Source organism: Mesorhizobium sp. WSM4829 (assembly GCF_055811475.1).
Genome location: NZ_JBVVQJ010000064.1, coordinates 1 through 20,158, shown reverse-complemented (window position 1 = coordinate 20,158; position 20,158 = coordinate 1). Strand labels below are relative to the sequence as shown.

Below are 20,158 nucleotides of genomic sequence, written 5' to 3'. Positions count from 1 at the left end.
GCCCTGGATCATCCGTCATGAAGATATCGAGCAACTCGATATCCAGCACCATTCCGGCAGGAGCGGACACAGTCCATGTCGTGGGATCGGGCGGGCCGAACAGAAGCAGGTTCGCTCCCTTCTCGAGCCAGCTGTCGCCGGCGGTGATCGCCATCACCTGCGCCTTTGAGATCATCGGCACCGCCTCGAAGGCGAAAGTGTCGAGGGTCTTTCCCGGCAGCAGGCGAGCTTCGGCGAGATGGCGCTCAATGCGGCGTCGATCGCGTTCGGCCAGCTCGTGCTCGGTGATCGCGGCGAGAAAGCGGGCGGCGGGCCAGCCTTCCTTGTCGGCCTGTTCGGCAAACTGCGGCCACATGACCTTGATGGCCGGCAGGCGCAGCTCGTTGAGGAGCAGGCTCAGCCTTGCGGCATCGACGGCGTTGTTGGTCTTCATGCCGCGTCTCCCGTCAGGCTGGCGCCAATCAGGGCTTCATAGGCGTTGAGCGGGGCAAGGCGCACGACGACATTCGGCAACCGGGAGGGATCCGGCGCGAACCGTTCCCGCAAGGCCGCCATGTCGGGCAATCGGCGCGCCTGCAGCGAGGCGTCCAATTGATCGGCCAGTTCCCTCTCGCAGCCGCACTCGTGCGCAATGGCGAGAAGGTCCACCATGATGCGGCAGGCCTGCCGCTCCGGCAGACGATCCATGAGCATGTCGAAGGTTCGCCGATACGCGTCGCGCGGAAAGAGCTGGTCGCGATAGACCAGGTTCAACAGCGCCATCGGCTTGCGGCGCAGCGAATGGATGACGTGCCGGTAATTGACGACCTGGTCGTGTTTGCCGGATGGCGAGGCCCGCCCGCGCGGCAGGGTCATGAGCTGCGTGCCGCCGATGAAGATGTCCAGCCGATCGTCGAACAGGCGCACCCTGAGCCGGTGGCCGATCAGGCGTGAAGGCACGGTGTAGAACACCTTGCGCAGCGTGAAGCCGCCCGATGAGGTGACGCGCACGGTGACCTCCTCGTAGTCGGATGTGCGCCGGACAGGCAGCTCCTGGAGCTCGGTGCGCTCGATATCGATGCGCTTGGAATTGCGGGCGTTGACGCGGCTGACGATCTCGTCGACGAAGCAGCGATAGACGACCAGATCGTCGAAATCACTCGATCCCCTCATCAGCAATGCGTCGTTGATCGCCCGCTTGAGATGGCCGTGAGAACCTTCGATGGAGCCGTTCTCGTGCGCGATGCCGGCATTGTTGCGGGTCGCCGTCATGCCGTAATGGCCGCACAGTTCTTCGTAGCGATGCGTCAGGTCCGCGCGGGCATCCTTGTCCAGGTTGCGGAACGCCGCCGACAGGCTGTCGCTGCGGTGCTCGCGCGGCACCCCGCCGAGCAACCAGAGTGCGTTCTGCAGGCCTTCGGCGAGCGCAACGAAGCTCTCGCCGCCGAGCACGACATGGGCATGTTCGAAGCCGGAATAGGCGAGCCGGAAATGGTAGAGACGGTGATCGAGCGGCTGTCCGGCGATGGTGACGCCAGCGCTGCCCATATCGGTGAAATCCGACAGGCCGAGGCGGCCGGGTTCGTGCGCTTGCCGGAAGATGACTTCCTGTTCCTCGCCATGGACAGCGCGCCAGGATCGAACGCGACGCTCGATCGTGCGGCGAATGGCGTTGCCCAGCTCGGGATGACGCCGCAGCATCTCCTCGAAGATTGCGACCGGCCGGATTCCCGGCGCGGACCGCAGCAGCGGAACGATCTCGGCGTCAAAAATGTCGGCGAGCGGATCGGGGTGGCGCCGTTGTCGCGGAACCTTCCTCTGCGAGGGCAGCCTCGAGTCCTTCTCGAAGCGATAGGCCGTGGCCGTGCTGATCGACGCCTTCGCCGCGCATTGCCTCGTCTGAATTGCTCCTGAATGTTAAGCCGTTGCCTCATCTGATCTGCTCCCGGCAGTGGTGTGGCAGGAGCAGATCAGATGAGGCGGGTAAGCGTGGCGACACGGAATGATTGGTAGATGCGGTAAGGGAGCGTTATGTGCGGGGCGGCCGTGCCGAAAAGGCGCGCATTCTCGATGAATTTGTTGCCGTGAGCGGGTTTCACCGCAAGCACGCAATATGGCTGTTGCGGAAGGGCCCGTCTCCGTCTCGTTCAGGGCCGAGGCCCGATCGCCGCATTTATGACGATGCCGTTCGTGAAGCGCTGATCGTCATCTGGGAGGCGTCGGACCGGATCTGTGGCAAACGACTGAAGGCGCTGGTTCCGATTCTGGTCGAGGCGATGGAGCGTCACGGACATCTTCGTTTGACCGCGGAAATCCGCACCCGGCTTGTGACGATGAGCGCGGCGACAATCGACCGCGTTCTTGGCGAGGCTCGAAAGACCGCAGGAGGACGCGCACGACGCCACAGCGCGGTATCCACGGCGCTACGACGAAGCATTCCGATCCGTACTTTCTCCGACTGGCAGGACCCTCCGCCCGGATTTGTCGAGGCTGACCTGGTGGCGCACAGTGGCCCGGTGGCGAGCGGCAGCTTTATCCAAACGCTTTGTCTCACCGACATTGCAAGCGGGTGGACGGAATGCGCTCCCCTGCTTGTCCGCGAGCAGAAGCTGCTGAGCGAGGTGCTGACGGAACTGCGGCGGCTCCTGCCGTTCCAACTTCTCGGCTTCGACACGGACAATGACAGCGTGTTCCTGAATGAGACTGTGCGCGACTACTGCCGGGACGGCGGCATCGAGTTCACCCGCTGCCGGCCTTACCGGAAGAATGACCAGGCATTTGTCGAGCAGAAGAACGGCGCCGTCGTTCGCCGCATTGTCGGCTATCGCCGGCTGGAGGGACTTGAAGCCGCCGCAGCCCTGGCGCAGCTCTATTCGACGGTGCGGCTGTTCGTGAACTTCTTCCAGCCGTCGTTCAAGCTGGCTGAAAAGGAACGTGACGGTGCCCGGGTGCGCAAGCGGTATTATCCTCCGGCAACGCCCTGCCAGCGGCTGCTGGAAGACCCGCGGACGCCGGAATCCGTTCGCATGGAGCTGTTGCAGATATATGGGCGGCTCGATCCGGTCAGGCTGCTGAGGGACATGAGATCCGCACAACGGCGTCTTGTCGCCATCGCCGATCAATCGCCCACGCCCGCGCCCATGACCGAGCCCGCGCTCGATCAGTTCCTCTCAGGATTGCGAACTGCGTGGAAGGAGGGCGAAATCCGCCCCACCGCGAAGCTGAAACCAAAGCAAAAGCGAGAACGGCGGCGACCTGATCCTCTTGCAGGAGTGACCGACGAATTGCGGGCTTGGTTTGACGAAGAACCGGGGCGGACGAGCCGGGAACTGCTCGAGCGTCTGCAGGCGGAGTACCCAGCGAAGTACCCCGATCTCCTTTTGCGCACACTGCAACGCCGGGTGAAGATATGGCGCAAAGAAAAGGCTCACACGATGGTGTTTGGTGCGCCGCCGTCGGTCGCGACCGTCAGGACAATGGCCAGCTGAACGGCCGCAGCCGTAGGGAACATCCTGGTGAGGCAACGGATGAATCGTTCGGGAGCATCCCATGGTGAGGCAATACGCGCTCTCACTTTGATTGCCGCGCCGCAGCTTCGACAGTTTCGCCGATCCGCAGCAGGGACAGCTTTCGGGCGCGGCGATGACGACGCGCTCGCGCGGCAGGTGCTCTGGGAACGGCTTGCGCGACGGCCGCTTGCGCTCGAACGATGTGACCGACTGCGTCTGCGCCGCCGCTTTCTCGGCCGCCAGCTCATCCTCGGTGGCTGACGCCTCCAGATCCTCCAGCTGCAGCTCCATCTGCGCCAGGAGCCGTTCCTTGCGCTCTGAGCGGCTGCCGTAGAGTTCGCGCCGCAGCTTCTCGATCTCCAGCTTGAGGTATGCGATCAACGCTTCTGTCGAGGAGTTCACCGCTTGAGCACGCGCCGCAACGGCCTCCGCCTCCATGCGCGCGGCCCGCTCGGCGAGGATCATCGCATGGGCGCTAGCAAGATCGGACGGAAGCGAATCAAGGGCGGATTTCACAGGCCCGAGCGAATCACATCCTCCCCCGATCGCAAAGACAAAACCGTTATCCCATCGACGTCGGGCGCCAGGTTTCCTGCGGGTTTCGCCAGTCGATCCCGGAGAGCAGATAAGCGAGTTGGGCAGTCGAGATCGTCACCGCGCCGTCGGCCGGCGATGGCCACAAAAAGCGTCCCCGCTCCAGTCGTTTGGTGAACAGGCACGCCCCCTGGCCGTCGTGCCGTCGACCAACTCCGACGCCGGCCTGTCCCACTCACAATCTCCATCCGATGAATGGACACGTGGCTATCCTCGCTGCTTGCATCGTGGTCATTGAATTCAACCACGACCACAGCGCTTCACCTCCTCACAAACAAGGCGGTCCTCACCGGGTGCTTACTTTCGGCGGCGCCTCTTCCGGCCATCGTCGGGTTTTGCAGCAAGCATGTGGTTGAGCGAGACGACATAAATGACTCATGCGTCGCTTGAGCGAGTGTCACCTCCTGGGTCGATCGGCAACAGAATGCGCACGACAGTGCCGACCCCGGGCGTGGATTTAATGCTAATATCGCCACGCATGGCGTTCACCAGTTCCATACAACCAGTCAAACCGAGCCCAAGGTGCGACCCTCCACGCGTCGAAAAGAACGGCGTTGCGGCTTTGCCCAGAATATCCGAGGTCATGCCACCACCGTTATCTGCAATTTCAATGAGAAGCCTGCGCGCGAACAAGAAGCGTCGATTGAGAAGGCGCGCTCCGATCGTCACCTGTTTGGCTTGTTTTCCTTGAACAGCCGTCATGGCGTTGTTTACGAGCTCTTCGACGATCAAGCGAACCTGAGTCGCCGGAACTTGCAGCTTCAGCGCGTTGTCGTCGATTTCCAATCGAATGTGGGTGTCCAGTGCACCGCGATTCTCTTGTAGAAGTTTGCCGAGCGGCTGGGTGCGAACGTCGCGCTCTGAATTGGCGATCCGCATGAGCCCGTTAGTGATACCTTCGAGTTCCTTCACTGCTTCTTCTGCGGCATTAAGCATTTCGGGCGACGGTGAAGTCTGATCCCCGAAATATCCAAGAAAAAGCCGAAGCGCGACAATTCGTGATCGAGTCATATGCGCATACAGCGACGAAAAGGCCCGAACGTATTCATCGCGGCGCCTGGAAAATTCGGCACGTTGCGCAATTATTATGAAGCCGATAACCACCCAAACGAGCGCAAGTGCGAAAACGACGCGGTAACGCATAGCGGCGATCGCGATCTTTGCTTTCTCTTTGACACTGATGCGGTGAGCAGCTGCTAAACGAGCGACTTCGGACAGAGTTTGCTCGATTTCGGCCGTGTGCGGGAGCGCCTCATCATAGCCTCTACCGATCATCGCAATTGGCATGACCTGCTTCTTTATGACTTTCCGGGCCATGAGAAGAAGATTGATCTCGTTTTGGCTTAACTGTTTGAGCTTCAATAATCGGTCGATATTGTATATGATCGCCGTAATTTGGTGGCCGAACGCCGGCTCGAGTTCTCTGGTCGCGCTGGCGAGACGAAGCCAGCCGGAAATCCGCACGATGCCCGCCCGGGCTTCTTCCGCCATATACAGAGTTTCAAAGGTCTGACCGAGTGATCGGCCGGTCTCTTGTCGGTAGTGTTCGGACAGAACATAGGACCAGCAGCCCAGTGACAGTGCCATCGCAAGCGCGACATAGAGTCCGGTTGTGGAGTTGAAGGACCGTTTTAGGATCATGGCAATCATGGCACCGGCTGCACTGTCGAGAACCGGGCCGAAATTGAGCAGTGCGCAAGCACAAATGAGGACGGAAGCCCTTCCAAAAGAAATACGGAAATTTTCAAGCGGGTCCCTTTATACTAATCAATCGACCACTCATGAGCTTGCATGTCACACTGATAATCATCATCTTGCGGCCAATTCGGAAGAATGAACAACGAATTTTCATGCGCGCCTCGTTGTCGAGTGCGTTAAACTTTGCAGCTGACCGGCCCGCCATATCGTTCCAGCGAGATGTCTTCGACAGGATTCGTGAGGACGATTTTCACTGTTCGTCCAGTGTATTTGCGTCCAGGCCACAGAGCGAATCAGACTGGTGGAAAACCCGCTGGTCCTCGTCGGAGCTCGACGCGAGCATCCGACCCGGTTCATACCGTCTGCAATAGGCGTCGCTTCGAGAATGCGTCTGTTTTCGACTGGGTAGCTGCAGGCTATCTATTCTATGCGGCCCTCTGGGTCAGTCTGCTCCTTTAGTCAGCGCTGCGGCGATCTCACCGCGCAGCCATTTATGCTCTGGGTCGCGATGCCAACGCTCGTGCCAGATCAGCACGACCTCGTAGGGATTCGTTTCCATAGGTAGGTCGACCGCGGTGAGCGGTAGCATGGCGGAAAATCGCATGGCCGCCCGGTGGGGGACGACGAGGGCCATATCGGAAGTCGCAGCCACCATCGCGGCCGTCAACACGTTGGAAAAGCGCATCCTGCGATGTGGCAATCCCAACTCTGGCAGCGCGTCGCAAATTTGCCCGACTTCGTTACCGGAGTCTGGGCTGACGGCGGCGTGACGCAGGGCCATAACGCTCTCAATTGTCAGTTCCTGCGCCAGTGACGGGTGGTCGTGGCGCAGCAGGCACACGAAGTGGTCAGTATACAGGCTGCGCCGCAAGTAGCCTGGCGGAGCGGCGCCGATCTGCCCAACCGCCAGATCGATATGGCCTGCCTCGAGCGCTTGTAGGGTGCCTTTAAAGAGCGGATGCGAGACGATCTCAAGGTCCGGCGCGCGCTGCATGAGCCGCGGCAGCAGGATCAGCGTTTGGTGATCGGGCACGGCCATCGTGGCCTTCGAGCGCCACTCCCCTGTGGTGACGCTGCTATCCATCACCATTTTCCGAATCGTATTCAATGCCGACGGCAGCATTAGAGCCAAGCGTTCGCCTTGCGACGTCAGGACGAAGCCCCTTGAGCCTCGAACCAAGAGTTCATCATTGAAAATGCCGCGCAGCATTGCCAACGCCCGGCTCATCGCCGGTTGACTCTTGCCAACGCGCCGGCCCGCATGCGTGACGTTGCGGGCTTCCAGCAGGGCTTCCAATGTCACTAGCAGGTTCAGGTTGATGGACGCCAGATTCAGATCTGGTTGCTGTTCGACATAGTGGTCGCGGGCTATCAGACCTGTGTGCGGCCGATCCCAATTTTGCGAGGCATTTCGACAAGAGAGCTCGTCCATGATCTCTATTCCTCGATTTCGTTGGGTCGAGATTTCCACAATCGCGAATTGTAGGTTGCCGGCAACTATGGACATGTTCCGTTTCCTACAAAAGGGGGGCGGCCCTCCCTATTTGAGGTTGCATTTCTCGATCATATTTTTCATAGACCCGTGATGCGGGTGTGGCTTCAGTTATAATTGGACCGTACAATGCAACAGATTTTAGTGATTGAAGATCAGGATTTAATGCGCCTGGCGCTGATCCACGAACTCAAGGACTGCCTCACCGAAAGCGTTCTTCTTGGCGCCCCCACATTAGATATCGCCAAGGCTCTAATGAAGTCCCAAGGGTTTAACCTCATTCTCATAGACCCCGGCTTGCCGGGGGTAAATCCAATCTTACTCTGTGATAGGCTTTCGGTTGTCGAGCAGGTCGTTGGTGCATCCCCGTCAGCGACACACGTGGTTATCACTGGATCAGATTCGGTTGCCGAAGCTAACCACTGTCGTCGGTTGGGGGTAGCTGGATATGTGAGCAAGACCGGACTGATGCGCGGACTTTTGGCTGAGGTCCTGCAGGATATTTCACAAAGCGGATTTGCCATCCGGAGATCGGAAACAGACCAGTTGGCGGCTGATTGTCACTATTCGGGGCTAACGGGCCGGGAGCAGGAGATTCTGGATTGGATGCGCCGCCGTGAGCGCGGAATGAAGCGAAAGGAAGTTTACGACCAGATCAGTGAACGGGTTGGAGTCGACCCTGCCACTGTTGAGAAATACTATAAGCAAGCTCGCGCCAAGCTGCTCAAGCGCGGCCCATTGCCCGACTGGATTTAAGACCTTAACTGGCGCATTGTCGTTGAAAGGCGGAGGTTGCCGGCGGTGTAAAGTCGTGATCCAGTCTTGTAACAGCGGCCTTTGCATAAGTCGGGTTCCCGATTCTCGCGGCCGGTAACGAACGTTGGACTATAGGTACGCACTAACGTTGTATGTGCTATGATTTTGCAAAGTTGATGGCATCAGCTTGCCAGATTTAATGTCAGGAGATTAAGCAAGATCGGGTATCCGGCTTGAGCCTCACCCTTGGACGGCGGTGGATGGTAGGAGAAAGGTGCTTGCGTTCATGTGTCCTCTCCTTCGCGTCAATTGCGACGGAGAGAGCCTAAGCTATGCCGATCCAGCTACCGCTACGTTGAGGAAAGTGTTGGTAAAAACTCGCTCGCTCGGCATAGTTTGCCGGTCGGCATAAACGGCGAAACTCAACGACGTCGATCCGCAGGCCTGGCTGGCCGACGTCCTCGCCCGCATCGCCGGCTATCAGGGCTGCCGTGGTTCGATTGTCCGCTATGTCTTTCATCCGCGCTGCGGTGAAGCTGTCGTAGTTACCGGTCGACAACGCTATCGCGGTGAAGTGTCGTTCATCATCCGGCAGCCAGACGGCACACTGGCGGTGGTGCCGGTCTGGATGATGGAGGACAGTGCGGCGGCGATGGCTGTCAGTGATACACCGCGTCTGACGCTTTCATGCCTGCGCGATCTCCGTTCCGAACTCGATGCCTGCCTATGCTTGCTGCGCAACGACTCATGTCATGGAGGAGACGAGCATGCAGCGCAGGCAGCCCAGTTACCGCCAACCGGATCTGTTCGTCACCGAGCCGCCGCGAATGCCGCTGCCGCCCGAGCGGCAGAAGCGGCTTCTGCCGCTGATCGGCGCGCTCCTGAAGGAGTCCGCATCGACCCCGCCGGCGAGGGAGACGGACGATGAAGATCACGGTTGAGCATCTTGCGCGCGGGGCGTTCGTGTACGTCCGGCAATCCACCGCCGACCAGCTTGTAAAGAATCCCGAAAGCCGCCGGCGGCAGTATGGGTTGGCCGAACGTGCCCGCGCCCTTGGCTGGACGGACGTGACGGTCATCGACGAGGATCTCGGCCGTTCGGGATCGGGGATCAGCCGGCCGGGCTTCGAACGGCTGCTGGCGGCGATCTGCGAAGGCAGGGTCGGTGCCGTTCTTGCCATCGAAGCCTCACGCCTGGCGCGCAATGGGCGTGACTGGCACACGCTGATCGAGTTCTGTGGTCTCGTCGGCACGCTGATCATCGATGAGGACGGCATCTATGAGCCGCGACATCCCAATGACCGGCTGCTGCTCGGCATGAAGAGGACGATGAGCGAGCTCGAGCTGTCGATCTTGCGCGCCCGGTCGATGGAAGCCTTGAAGCAGAAGGCGCGCCGGGGGGAACTCTTCCTGACAGTCGCGGTCGGCTATGTGAGGGCGGGCCGCGACCGGATCGAAAAGGACGCCAATTTGCGCGTGCGCGAGGCGATCGCCCTGGTGTTCTCCCGCTTCGCTGAGATGCAGAGCATCCGCCAGGTCCACCTCTCGTTGCGCAGCGACGGCATCGTGCTGCCTTGCGTCAGCTACTCGCGAGAGGGCGGCCGCGCTATCGTGTGGAAGCTGCCGGTCTACAACACGGTGCATCACATCCTGACCAATCCGATCTATGCGGGCGCCTACGTCTTCGGGCGGACCGGCAGTCGCGTGACGATCGAAAATGGCCGCAAGCGCATCGTGCGCGGCTTTCGCAAGGACCAATCCGAATGGGAGGTCTTGCTCGTCAACCATCACGAGGGTTACATCAGTTGGGCGGAATACGGAAGGAATCAGCGCCTGATCGCGGACAACGCCAACGGTAAGGGCATGATGATGGCTCGCGGCGCGTTGCGGCGAGGCGAACTTCTACTCGGCGGTGTGCTGCGTTGCGGTCATTGCGGGCGCAAACTCCATGTCGCCTATAGCGGCAGGAACGGCAACACTGGGCGCTATCACTGCCGCGGCGCGCAGCTGAACCACGGCACTGACCCGTGCATCTCGTTCGGCTCGCTGCGGGCCGATCTTGCCGTTGGCGCGGAAGTCGTTCGGCTGCTCCAGCCGCTCGGCGTTGAGGCCGCACTCCAGGCGATCGAGGCCCGCCGGATGGAGGCCGGTGAAAGGCGGCGGCAGATCGAGTTGGCGCTTGAGCAAGCGCATTATGAGGCCGCGCTGGCGCGGCGCCAATACGATGCGGTCGATCCCGATAACCGTCTGGTGGCCAGCGAACTCGAACGACGGTGGAATGCGGCGCTGGTGATCGTTCAAGAACGCGAGGCGGAATTGCAGGCTGTGGGGCGACACCATCTGGAGGCGCTGTCTGAAGATGAACGCCAGGGACTGTTGCGCATGGGTGCTGATCTTGAGGCGGCTTGGCACCATCCCGCGGCCACGGCAGCCAGCCGCAAGCGCATCCTTCGTGCCGTACTGCGCGAGATCGTCGTGCGTATCGAAAACGAACAGCTTCAATTGATGATACACTGGCAGGGCGGCGACCACACGGTGCTTGCCGTGAAGAAGAATAGAACGGGCCAACACCGCTGGATTGTCGAGCCCGAGACCGAGACGCTGATCCGTCATCTCTCCCGGCTGATGCCCGACAAGGCTATTGCGTCACTGTTGAACCGCCTGGGCAAGAAGACAGGGCGTCTCAACGGATGGACGCAGTCGCGAGTGTGCAGCTTCCGCAGCAAGCATGGCGTCGCGGTTTACCAGGAGGGGGAACGGGCCGCGCGCGGCGAAGTTACCTTGAACGAGGCGGCTGACATCCTCAATCTCAGCCCGATGACGGTGTTGCGCATGATCCGCAGCCGCATCCTGCCGGCAGAACAACATTGCAAAGGGGCACCCTGGGTCATTCGCAGCGAAGATCTTGAGAACCCAGATGTAGGGGATCGCGCCAATGCCAGCCGCAAGCGTCCGCTAACATCAAATTCGGATCAACAAATCCTTGTCTTTCAATGACATACCAAGGTGGGCATTATGACGTGGGATCGGTCTGGCCGGTGACGATCAGGTTGTCATGCGCCTTCAGCCATTCGCCCTGGGCGAGCGCCATGGTGTTGCGCCGGTCGAGCCCGCGCGGCGCGGCAAAATCGATGTCCTCGATGCAAGCTTCGGGAAAGCGCAGCTTGGCTGAGGCGAGCCGGTTCCTGACGCGCTTGTCGGCGCGCATGGCGACCTCACGGTCGAGCATCAGGCCGAGCCACTCGTCGCGGCTGAGCTCATTGGCGCTGCTCTGTTCGGCCAGTTCGCGCCAAGCGGCGGCCACGCCGGCGAGCCCGAGGAGCTGCATCTAACCGCCCCTCCTATTGAGCGTACGGAGTACGAGCAGATTGTTGATGTGTTCGCGGCTTACCTCACGAATGAGGGAGGGCTCACCGCCTCGACGGTGGAAACCCACAAGCTTGATCGAGCGTTGGATTTGTCAGCATTCTTTCTTCCTTTCCTTCATTGGTAATAGGTGGAGCCGCGGATGTTGGCATGCGGCGGTGTCGGCTTTGCCGGCTCTGCGGAGCTGCCCGGTCGAGGCCGGATTTGAGGATGGCGGTGACGGAGGCGTAGGTGATCGCGTTGATCAGCAGCGCCCGCTCGCAAGCCGCCTCGGTGCGCCCCCCGGCCATAGCGCGGCGACAGCGACAGGATGCCCATGGCCGCGCGGTAGCCCTGTTCCGGATGTGGCCTATCGCGCATCATGCGCTCGACCAGGATGGCGGCGTTGGGGCCGATCCGGGCCGCCTGGCCGATCAGGTTGGCCGGTGTCGTATTGGCATAGCGCTGATGGGCCTTGGGCATGTGGGTGTTGACGGTGACATGGCCGGAGCGCTGCGAGCGCCGCACATGGCTGGCGACGCGCTGGTGATCGTGGAAGATCTCGACCACCCGGTGGGTGAGCCGCACCTCGACGGTGCGGCCGATCAGCCGATGCGGCACCGAGTAGAAGGTCTTGTCGACCTCGACATGGTAGTCGGGATGCACCTTGGCCGTCTTCCATTCCGCGTATTCGAACGGGGCCGCCGGTAACGGCCTCAACGCCGCTCGCTCGATCTCCTCGAACAGTTCGCGGCGACTTTTGCCGACATGGCGCATCGGCCGGTTGTTCAGCTCCTCGAGCAGCTCCGCGATCGCCGTGTTGAGCTCGGCGATCGAGAAGAAGGATCGATTCCTCAGACGTGCCAGTATCCAGCGCTCAATGATCAGCACCGCGCCCTCGACCTTGGCCTTCTTTCAAGTCCAGGAATGCAGTTCGTGCTGACACTCGAGCGCGTATAGAGTTCGAGATCACGCACCCGTTCCATCCGTGGCGCGGCCAGCGCTTCGTGCTGTCGACCCGCAAGCAGAACTGGGGCGAGGACCGCGTCATGTTCTACGACGCGGCGGGACGGCTTCGCTCGCTGCTTGCGTCATGGACGGACGTCGCTGAACCCGATGTTTTCATTCAGGTCGCGGCCGGTCGGTCGTTCGTGCGTCCAGATGATCTGGCAACCCTGGCGGCGTTGATCGAGCAAATCGAGCGCAGTTATGGCGGCTGAACACGTGTCAGGCAATTTATGCCGCATGTGTCAAGCTAATTATGCCGCCACATGCCGGATTCGCCGTCGTTCCAGTCGCCGATTCTACTCGCATTGCCCGGGTCAGATCGGTATGGCAGCTGCCTCCATTAGATTGACACGTTCTCTATTGAGGCGTAATTTGGTTTACAGACAAGCAAGGGGATATACCATGCCCAACCAGACCAAACGCGATCGACTGCGCCAGCTCGGAGCGCTCAACACACGCCCGGAGACCGTCCGCGCCCGCTGGTTTCGTGAATCCAGCTTCTTCGACCCTCTCGACCTCGTGCAGGTGAAGTACGAGATGCTGCGTCATGTCCAGGAGGATGGCGTCAACAAAGCCGATGCCGCCGCGCTTTTCGGTCTGTCGCGGCCAACCTACTATCAGGCCGAAGCCGCGTTTGAACGCGAGGGCATTGCCGGCTTGCTGCCGCGCACCCGTGGGCCAAAGTCGGGCCACAAGCTCACCGACGAGGTCATGCAGCTCATCGAGCAGAACCAGCATGCGGGTGCCCCGCTGCAGGCGCGATCCCTGGCGCAACTGCTGCATTCGACACTCGGCATCAGCGTCCATCCCCGCAGCATCGAACGCGCGATGGCCCGTAAAAAAAAACGGTGAGCCCCAGGCGCGCACCCCGATGCTGCCGCACGGCTGCAAGGATTTCTACGAGACGCTGCGCGCCGCCGTCCTGTGCGGCCAGGCCTGCGTCAAGGACATGGGCGCCATCGTTTTTCATGGCTTTTGGCAAGGGCTGGCGGTGCTGATCGCGGCCCCTCAGCCTTCCCCGCCGATGCGCCAGCGGCCGGAATCACCGCCCACGGCTTCGGCGGCCGTGCACGATCGCCAGCTCGTGCACATGCTCGCCAACATGGTGCTGGCAGCAGAGACGCGAGGCAATCATGTCTACTGACATCGCCATGAAGGTTGGCGCCGACCATCTGCGGCGTGATGCGTTCCTCTACGTGCGTCAGTCCTCTCTTCGTCAGGTGTTCGAGAACACCGAGAGCACCAAGCGGCAATACGCCCTGCGCGATCGCGCAGTGGCCCTGGGCTGGCCGATCGAACGTGTCCACGTCATCGATAGCGACCTCGGTCTCTCCGGCGCGCAGTCGCAGGACCGCGACGGCTTCCAGCACCTGGTGAGTAAAGTGGCGATGGGCACGCAGGGATCGTGCTGGGGCTGGAAGTGTCGCGCCTGGCACGCAACAATGCCGACTGGCACCGGCTCCTTGAGTTGGCTGCCCTGTCGCGCACCCTCATCATGGACGAGGACGGCGTCTACGATCCGGCCTCTTTCAACGATCGCATGCTGCTCGGGCTGAAGGGCACGATGAGCGAGGCCGAGCTGCACATTCTGAAGTCGCGGCTGCAAGGCGGCATTCTCAACAAGGCGCGCCGCGGCGAGCTCGAGATGCCGTTGCCGATCGGGTTGGTCTACACCCCTGACGCGCGGGTCGTGCTCGATCCCGACCGACAGATCCAGGACACGGTGCGGCTCCTGTTCGATACCTTCCGCCAGACCGGCTCGGCCTGCGCCGTCGTGCGCCGCCTGCGCGGCGAGAAGGTCCTCTTTCCCCGGCGTATCCGTCGCGGCATCGGCAAGGGCGACGTCCTGTGGAGCGAGATCGACCATTCCCGCGTGCTGCAGATCCTGCACAACCCGCGTTATGCCGGCGCGTTCGCCTATGGACGCACGCGCAAAGCCTACAATGCCAAGCTCAAGTCCGTGCAGCTGCGCGTGGCGAGATCCGATTGGCAGGTTCTGATACCCGAAGCCCACGAGGGCTACATTTCCTGGGCCGAGTACGAGCGCAATCAGACAGTCCTGGAACAGAACGCCACCGGCTTTTCACCCGGCCTGCGTGGACGCATGCCTCGCCAGGGCAGCGGTCTGTTGCAGGGACGGCTGCTGTGCGGTCGCTGCGGTGCACGTATGCGCGTCCATTATGAGCCATTCGAAGGGCGGCTGCGCCCGTATTATGTCTGCAACGAAGCCGTCGTGCGGCACGCCGGCAAGCATTGCCAATGGGTGCGCGGCGCTCCAGTCGACGACGCGGTGAGCGCGCTCCTGCTGGAGGCGATGGCTCCGGCAGCAATCGACGTCGCGCTTGCCGTGCAGCAGGAGATCACCCAGCGCGTGGAGCAGGCCGCGGCCCTGCGCGGCACGCAACTGCAACGCGCTGAACTGGCCCGCCGGCGCTACCTGAAGGTCGATCCGGACAACCGCCTGGTCGCCGACGCGCTGGAAGCCGACTGGAACGCACGGCTGCGCGACCTCGACGCACTCCAGCGCGAGCACGAGCGCCAGAACGAAGCCGACCGCTCGCTGCTGGATGAGCCAGCGCAGAAGCGCATCAGGGCGCTGGCCGCCGATTTCCCGCGCATCTGGAACGACGAGCGCACCGGTGCCGTCGAACGCAAGCGCATGCTCGGCCTTCTCATCGAAGATGTGACGCTGCTCGTCGACGAGCAGGTCAACATCCATATCCGCTGGCGCGGCGGGCGCACGCAGAGCCTGTCGGTGACCAGACCGCGGCCCATGTCAGTGATACGCAAGACGCCGGCACAGGTCGTGGCGTTGATGAATGAGCTGCTGGAGACCGCCAACGACCAGCAGATCGCCGCCCGCCTCAATGAACTCGGGCATCGCAACTGGCGAGGCGAACCCTTCACGCTGAAGAAGGTCATGCTCGTTCGCCGCACCTATGGATTGAAGACCCGGTACGAACGGCTGCGGGAGAGCGGCATGCTGACTGGCGAGGAAGTAGCCCAGCAGCTCGGCGTGTGCGCCTCGACCGTTCACCAACTCGGGCGAAAGGGCATTCTCAAGCGCCATCGATACGCCACCAACCATCGATACCTGTACGAACCGCCGGGCAACGTCAGACTCGAAAAAGGCGCCGGCAGTCGATATGGTGGTCGTCCGCCCAGATTAATTGTCGCTCAACAACTCCAACAAGGGGCATCGTGATGCCTGCTCCTTGTCGCGCGGCTTGCGGCTGCGGGTCGGCAGGATGGTGGTGTCGTAATGCTCGGCCATGGCGGCAAAGGTCGCGTTCAGCGTCGGCTCGAACCACAGCGCCTTGGCGACCCCGGCCTTCAAATTGTCGCAGACGATCGCCTTGGTTGATGCAGACCGACTACGCCGGCAAACGGTGCCGATGATCGATCCGGCGACCGGCGTCATTCACGCCGCCCAGATCTTCGTCGCGGTGCTGGGCGCCTCCAACCTGACCTTCGCCTTTGCCAGCTTCAGCCAGAGGCTGCCGGACTGGATCGACGGCGGTGCGGGCGCTCAGCTTCTTCGGCGGGATCATCCCGGGCGACCCGCGCCCAATCCGGCTCGCTCAGATCCTGCGGCGGACGGCCCATTCGGTGAAACAGACGCTGTTCCAGCGCCGCATCGTCCTCAAAGCCCGCAGGCAGGGGCCAGCACGACAGCCCCGCCTCCCGCGCCCGCAGCAAATAGGTCGAAACCGAGGTCTTGCCGATCTTCAGTCGCTCTGCCACCTCGCGCACCGAAAGACCCTGTTCATGGGTCAGGCGCAGGATCGTCCGAAATATCCCTCACGCTCGTTCGTCTCGCTTGCTTCCGTCTTGGCATGGGCTCTCTCGGTTCGATGATGAGAGAGCCAAAATGCCAGAACGGCGCAGCCGAGAACCGACCGTCAAATCCACCCCGGAAACTGTCCGGGACTTAGCGGAATCACTGTCCGGGAGTTAGTGAAAACGGTGTCCGGGACTTACCGGAAAAGGTGTCCGGGACTTACTGAAACACGCAGCATTGGCAGCCTTATGGCCTCGGCCGCGTGAACAGCGCGCGGAACAGTTCCTCCGACCGCTGAAGACCTTCGTCCGTCAGGACCAAGGAGTTCGCCTTGTTCACAGGGTCTGCAATCAGCCCCGTCCGATGCAGCCGATCCGTCACATTCAAATCGCAGCTCTTCCAGGCGCATCGTTCATTGTGCAGCGTCAGCCAAAGCAGCGCCAAGACGGCATCATCGATCTTGTCCGTGTCGATCTCCATCCGGCCAGTCTAGAGCACGTCCTGTGATCGATGAATCGATTGTGATGTGACAGCTGCGTTTCGTGCTGATTCAACATCCACCTCGATGGAGGTGGACGATGGGAAGAGCATTGAGCGGGGATCTTCGATCGCGGGTTTTGAAGGCTTCGGACGAGGGCATATCGGCGCGGCAAGCGGCGGCGCGGTTCGGCGTGGGAGTGTCCAGCGCGATCCGCTGGATTGCGCGGGCGAAGATCGGCGAACTGGCGCCACGCCCGCAGGGCCGCCGCTGTGCCTCCAGCTTCGATGCGCATGAAGCCTTCATCGTCGGGCTGATCGAGGAGCGCAAGGACATCACGCTGAACGAGATGGTGGAGCGGCTCGTCGCCGAGCAGTCGGTGCGCATCAGCCGCAGCGCCTTGAGCGCCTGGCTTCGCCGCCACGGCTGGACATTCAAAAAAGTCCGCGCACGCACTGGAGCAGGATCGCCCCGACGTGCTGAAGCGGCGCCGGGACTGGTTCGACGGCCAGCTCGATCTCGATCCGGCGAAGCTCGTGTTCATCGACGAGAGTGTGCTGCAGAGCAGCGGAAAGGAGTTCGCAATGAACTAACACCGTTGCGTAAAGCTGCGTGAATGATGGGGGACGGCCCTCCGGGATCGGCTTTCAGGAGCGGGTCTCAAACCAGTCCGAGCTGCTGCGGTAAAGAGCCGTGGTGGTGAGCGTCGGATGAAAAGTTCGGACAAGATCCGAGCAGGTGGGTGTCCGAAAGACGAACGAAAGTGAACCCTCCGAAGACGCGTCGTTATGAATCCAAGTGTCGTCGAAACCAGGACCGTTTCGTCATCCTGGGACAAGTCCGCCAGACGCCTGATGACTGGGCGGGCGGCGACCGGCGTAGAGGGGGCGTGAGTCGGACATAGGCTTTCACGCGGAACTGCAGGAACCAGGCTCTTGATGCAAAGGGAGAAGCTCAAGCGGAGCAAACCGCAAGGCGAGAGTACCGATGCAGGAGACTGGGGCGGACCGACCCGTATGAGCGTTGAGGGCCCTGTAATGGGGTCGGAGCAAAGGGGTCGGATCAGGTGGTCGTATTGTTTGGAACAACTGGAAACAGGATGACTTCGATAGGTACGACAGACAAGCCGTTTCGAATTGAGAAACGTCAAGTGTACGAAGCTTACAAAGCGGTCAAAGCCAACCAGGGCGCAGCCGGGGTGGACGGGCAGACCCTGGAGATGTTCGAGAAGGACCTTGCGGGAAACCTCTACAAGGTCTGGAATCGGATGTCCTCAGGTACGTACTTCCCACCGCCGGTTCGCGCTGTCTCCATTCCGAAGAAGAGTGGGGGCGAAAGGGTTTTGGGTGTGCCCACCGTCAGCGATCGGATCGCACAGATGGTGATCAAGCAGATGATTGAGCCGGATCTGGACTCCCTCTTTCTTCCGGACTCCTACGGTTACAGACCGGGAAAATCGGCTCTGGATGCCGTCGGCGTGACGCGTCAGCGGTGCTGGAAGCATGACTGGGTTCTGGAATTCGACATCAAAGGGCTGTTTGATAATCTTCCGCACGATCTCTTGCTGAAGGCGGTCAGGAAGCACGTCACGTGCAAGTGGGCTCTGCTGTACATCGAAAGATGGCTGGCAGCGCCGATGGAGAGGAACGGAGAAGTCGTCGGGCGAACATGCGGTACCCCGCAAGGTGGCGTTGTCAGCCCGATCTTGTCGAATCTCTTTATGCACTATGCATTTGATCTGTGGATGACGCGGACGCATCCTGACCTTCCATGGTGTCGATATGCTGACGATGGCCTTGTGCACTGCCGGAGTGAACAGCAAGCCGAAGCCCTCAAGGCGGAGCTTGGTGCTCGACTGGCGGCATGCGGGCTTCAAATGCATCCGACAAAGACCAAGATCGTCTATTGCAAGGACCAAAGGCGCAGGGGCAAATACCCGAATGTCGTGTTCGACTTTCTCGGGTATCAATTCCGGCCGCGACGGGTGGCGAAGACACAGCGAGACGAGTTCTTCTGTGGCTACACGCCTGCGGCCAGCCCCACGGCACTGAAATCGATGCGAGCGACGATCAAAAGCTTGAACATACCGCGGCAGACGCCGGGAACGCTGGCTGAAATCGCCCAACAGCTCAATCCGCTCCTTCGGGGATGGATAGCCTATTACGGCCGGTTCAGCCGTTCGGCCCTGTCCACTCTGGCTGACTACGTCAACCGGAAGCTCAGGGCGTGGATCATGCGCAAGTTCAAGCGCTTTCAGTCCCATAAGACGCGTGCCAGCCTCTTCTTGAGAAAGCTGGCACGGGAAAATCCCGGACTGTTCGTGCATTGGAAGGTGTTCGGAACGAATACGTTCGCCTGATGGGAGCGGTGTGAATCGAGAGGTTCACGCACCGTTCTGCGAGAGGCCGGCAGGTGAAATTCCTCCGGCCTACTCACCCCGGCCTCTCCACAAAGATGGCCCGCCTGCGTGGAAGAGCGCCGCGCGGCGAGCGCTGCCGGGCCGGCGTCCCGCATGGCCACTGGAAGACCACGACCTTCACCGGAGCGCTGCGGCTGACGGGCATGACTGCGCCCTTCGTCTACGACGGCGCTATGAACGGCAACGTGTTCCTGGCCTATGTCGAGCAGGTGCTGGTCCCGACATTGTCGGAGGGCGACGTAGTCGTCATGGACAACCTGCCCGCTCACAAGGCCGCCGGTGTGCGCGACGCGATTGAGGCCGCAGGCGCGAGCCTGCTCTACCTGCCGCCCTACAGTCCCGACTTCAATCCGATTGAGAACGCCTTCGCCAAACTCAAGGCGCTGCTGCGAGCAAAGGCCGAGAGAACCATCAAGGCTCTGTGGGACGCGGTCGGCGCGGTCGTCGACCTCTTCACCCCAGCCGAATGTGCCAACTACTTCAAAGCCGCAGGATATGAACCGGATTAAACAGGACGTGCTCTAGCACAGATCGCGCGTCTGCCGCGGCCCAGACCGGATGGTTACCGAGCGGTTCCTGTGGCGTTGCTTGCACTCCACGATGATCGACGCGTTTTCCCAAATTTTCTGTGCCGCATGGATGCCGGTGAACAGCATCAATGGGTCCGCCGTTGCGAGCATAGCACGCAACAGCACCTCTCGCGTGTTGTCACGTAAACCGTGCGTCAGCATTTGCGGCATAGGGACGGCGGCATGATAATGCCTGCCATCAGCTACAAGGCTACAAGCGCCATCGTTTCCCGCCGCAGATCATCGCCCATGCGGTCTGGCTCTACTACCGGTTCCCCTTGAGCCTGCGTCTGGTCGAGGAAACGCTGCTGGAGCGCGCCATCATGGTCTCCTACGAAACGATCCGCCGCTGGGGCAAGAAGTTCGGGCCCGGTTATGCTCGCCGCTTGCGCCGCAAGCAGCCGAGCCGCGATGAGATCTGGCACCTGGACGAAGTCGTCATCACCATTGCTGGCCGAAAACACTGGCTATGGCGCGCCGTCGATCAGGACGGCTATGTCCTCGACGAGATCGTCCAGAACCGCCGCAAC

The 20,158-nt window shown here is 61.2% G+C and carries 13 protein-coding genes and 12 pseudogenes; 14 read left to right on the top strand and 11 right to left on the bottom strand.

The features are described 5' to 3' along the window. Both AC0L17_RS32980 and istA read right to left on the bottom strand, forming a co-directional pair. Positions 1-433, bottom strand: a 433-nt coding sequence (locus tag AC0L17_RS32980; RefSeq protein WP_473518804.1) for an ATP-binding protein, incomplete at its 3' end; no start/stop codon positions are given. Further along, positions 430-1,866, bottom strand: a pseudogene (istA, locus tag AC0L17_RS32975) (IS21 family transposase); the annotation flags it as partial. The pseudogene istA and the gene AC0L17_RS32980, both read right to left, overlap by 4 nt. An 87-nt stretch (positions 1,867-1,953) precedes the next feature. Between istA and AC0L17_RS32970 the strand changes: the two are divergent. After that, a pseudogene (locus tag AC0L17_RS32970) lies at positions 1,954-3,467 on the top strand (transposase). Positions 3,468-3,569: 102 nt separating this feature from the next. On the opposite strand, the pseudogene AC0L17_RS32965 reads toward AC0L17_RS32970, so the two are convergent. From AC0L17_RS32965 to AC0L17_RS32950, 4 genes and pseudogenes are all read right to left on the bottom strand, one after another. Then, positions 3,570-3,953: pseudogene (locus tag AC0L17_RS32965) on the bottom strand (transposase domain-containing protein); the annotation flags it as partial. Between the two features lie 97 nt (positions 3,954-4,050). Next, on the bottom strand, positions 4,051-4,257 hold the full coding sequence (gene tnpB / locus AC0L17_RS32960) for an IS66 family insertion sequence element accessory protein TnpB (protein ID WP_473518803.1): 207 nt from the start codon (positions 4,255-4,257) through the stop codon (positions 4,051-4,053). A gap of 200 nt (positions 4,258-4,457) precedes the next feature. After that, on the bottom strand, positions 4,458-5,732 hold the full coding sequence (locus AC0L17_RS32955; protein WP_473518802.1) for a sensor histidine kinase: 1,275 nt from the start codon (positions 5,730-5,732) through the stop codon (positions 4,458-4,460). A gap of 490 nt (positions 5,733-6,222) precedes the next feature. After that, positions 6,223-7,212: a LysR family transcriptional regulator gene (locus AC0L17_RS32950; RefSeq protein WP_473518806.1), complete on the bottom strand. Its 990-nt coding sequence runs from the start codon at positions 7,210-7,212 to the stop codon at positions 6,223-6,225. A 189-nt stretch (positions 7,213-7,401) separates the two neighbouring features. Between AC0L17_RS32950 and AC0L17_RS32945 the strand changes: the two genes are divergently transcribed. The 4 genes and pseudogenes from AC0L17_RS32945 to AC0L17_RS32930 all read left to right on the top strand — a co-directional run bounded on the left by AC0L17_RS32945 (position 7,402) and on the right by AC0L17_RS32930 (position 11,025). After that, positions 7,402-8,028, top strand: coding sequence for a response regulator (locus AC0L17_RS32945; protein WP_473518801.1), 627 nt, complete (start codon positions 7,402-7,404; stop codon positions 8,026-8,028). A gap of 412 nt (positions 8,029-8,440) precedes the next feature. Continuing rightward, positions 8,441-8,500, top strand: a pseudogene (locus AC0L17_RS32940) (transposase domain-containing protein); the annotation flags it as partial. A 295-nt stretch (positions 8,501-8,795) separates the two neighbouring features. Beyond that, positions 8,796-8,969: a hypothetical protein gene (locus AC0L17_RS32935; protein WP_167484268.1), complete on the top strand. Its 174-nt coding sequence runs from the start codon at positions 8,796-8,798 to the stop codon at positions 8,967-8,969. Further along, positions 8,953-11,025, top strand: coding sequence for a recombinase family protein (locus AC0L17_RS32930; protein WP_473518800.1), 2,073 nt, complete (start codon positions 8,953-8,955; stop codon positions 11,023-11,025). Before AC0L17_RS32935 ends, AC0L17_RS32930 begins: the two co-directional genes overlap by 17 nt. Positions 11,026-11,041: 16 nt before the next feature. On the opposite strand, the gene AC0L17_RS32925 is transcribed toward AC0L17_RS32930, so the two are convergent. Further along, positions 11,042-11,356 carry an ATP-binding protein gene (locus tag AC0L17_RS32925; RefSeq protein WP_473518799.1) on the bottom strand — a complete coding sequence of 105 codons (315 nt, stop codon included), beginning with the start codon at positions 11,354-11,356 and terminating at the stop codon, positions 11,042-11,044. A 155-nt stretch (positions 11,357-11,511) separates the two neighbouring features. Further along, positions 11,512-12,285, bottom strand: a pseudogene (locus AC0L17_RS32920) (Mu transposase domain-containing protein); the annotation flags it as partial. 56 nt (positions 12,286-12,341) lie between these two features. Between AC0L17_RS32920 and AC0L17_RS32915 the strand changes: the two are divergent. The 4 genes and pseudogenes from AC0L17_RS32915 (at position 12,342) to AC0L17_RS32900 (ending at position 15,586) form a co-directional block, all read left to right on the top strand. Further along, positions 12,342-12,593, top strand: a complete 252-nt coding sequence (locus AC0L17_RS32915; RefSeq protein WP_473518805.1) for a DUF5372 family protein — start codon at positions 12,342-12,344, stop codon at positions 12,591-12,593. A 190-nt stretch (positions 12,594-12,783) separates the two neighbouring features. Continuing rightward, positions 12,784-13,233: a helix-turn-helix domain-containing protein gene (locus AC0L17_RS32910; protein WP_473518798.1), complete on the top strand. Its 450-nt coding sequence runs from the start codon at positions 12,784-12,786 to the stop codon at positions 13,231-13,233. A gap of 19 nt (positions 13,234-13,252) precedes the next feature. Then, positions 13,253-13,525, top strand: a complete 273-nt coding sequence (locus AC0L17_RS32905) for a hypothetical protein (protein ID WP_473518797.1) — start codon at positions 13,253-13,255, stop codon at positions 13,523-13,525. Beyond that, positions 13,515-15,586 (top strand): annotated as a pseudogene (locus tag AC0L17_RS32900) (recombinase family protein). The gene AC0L17_RS32905 and the pseudogene AC0L17_RS32900 overlap by 11 nt, the downstream one beginning before the upstream one ends. On the opposite strand, the pseudogene AC0L17_RS32895 reads toward AC0L17_RS32900, so the two are convergent. Beyond that, positions 15,569-15,742 (bottom strand): annotated as a pseudogene (locus AC0L17_RS32895) (IS21 family transposase); the annotation flags it as partial. The pseudogenes AC0L17_RS32900 and AC0L17_RS32895 sit on opposite strands and share 18 nt — an antisense overlap. Between AC0L17_RS32895 and AC0L17_RS32890 the strand changes: the two are divergent. After that, positions 15,742-15,930, top strand: a pseudogene (locus AC0L17_RS32890) (IS21 family transposase); the annotation flags it as partial. The pseudogenes AC0L17_RS32895 and AC0L17_RS32890 sit on opposite strands and share 1 nt — an antisense overlap. Here AC0L17_RS32890 and AC0L17_RS32885 read toward each other — a convergent pair. Continuing rightward, positions 15,931-16,219: pseudogene (locus AC0L17_RS32885) on the bottom strand (sigma factor-like helix-turn-helix DNA-binding protein); the annotation flags it as partial. Between the two features lie 189 nt (positions 16,220-16,408). Beyond that, positions 16,409-16,642 (bottom strand): DUF6429 family protein, encoded by a 234-nt coding sequence (locus AC0L17_RS32880; RefSeq protein WP_473518796.1) that lies wholly within the window; start codon positions 16,640-16,642, stop codon positions 16,409-16,411. Positions 16,643-16,740: 98 nt separating this feature from the next. Between AC0L17_RS32880 and AC0L17_RS32875 the strand changes: the two are divergent. From AC0L17_RS32875 to AC0L17_RS32860, 4 genes and pseudogenes are all read left to right on the top strand, one after another. Beyond that, positions 16,741-17,206: pseudogene (locus AC0L17_RS32875) on the top strand (helix-turn-helix domain-containing protein); the annotation flags it as partial. Positions 17,207-17,739: 533 nt separating this feature from the next. Continuing rightward, on the top strand, positions 17,740-18,999 hold the full coding sequence (gene ltrA / locus AC0L17_RS32870; protein ID WP_473518795.1) for a group II intron reverse transcriptase/maturase: 1,260 nt from the start codon (positions 17,740-17,742) through the stop codon (positions 18,997-18,999). An 86-nt stretch (positions 19,000-19,085) separates the two neighbouring features. Then, positions 19,086-19,568, top strand: a pseudogene (locus AC0L17_RS32865) (IS630 family transposase); the annotation flags it as partial. A gap of 278 nt (positions 19,569-19,846) precedes the next feature. Beyond that, positions 19,847-20,158 (top strand): annotated as a pseudogene (locus AC0L17_RS32860) (IS6 family transposase); the annotation flags it as partial.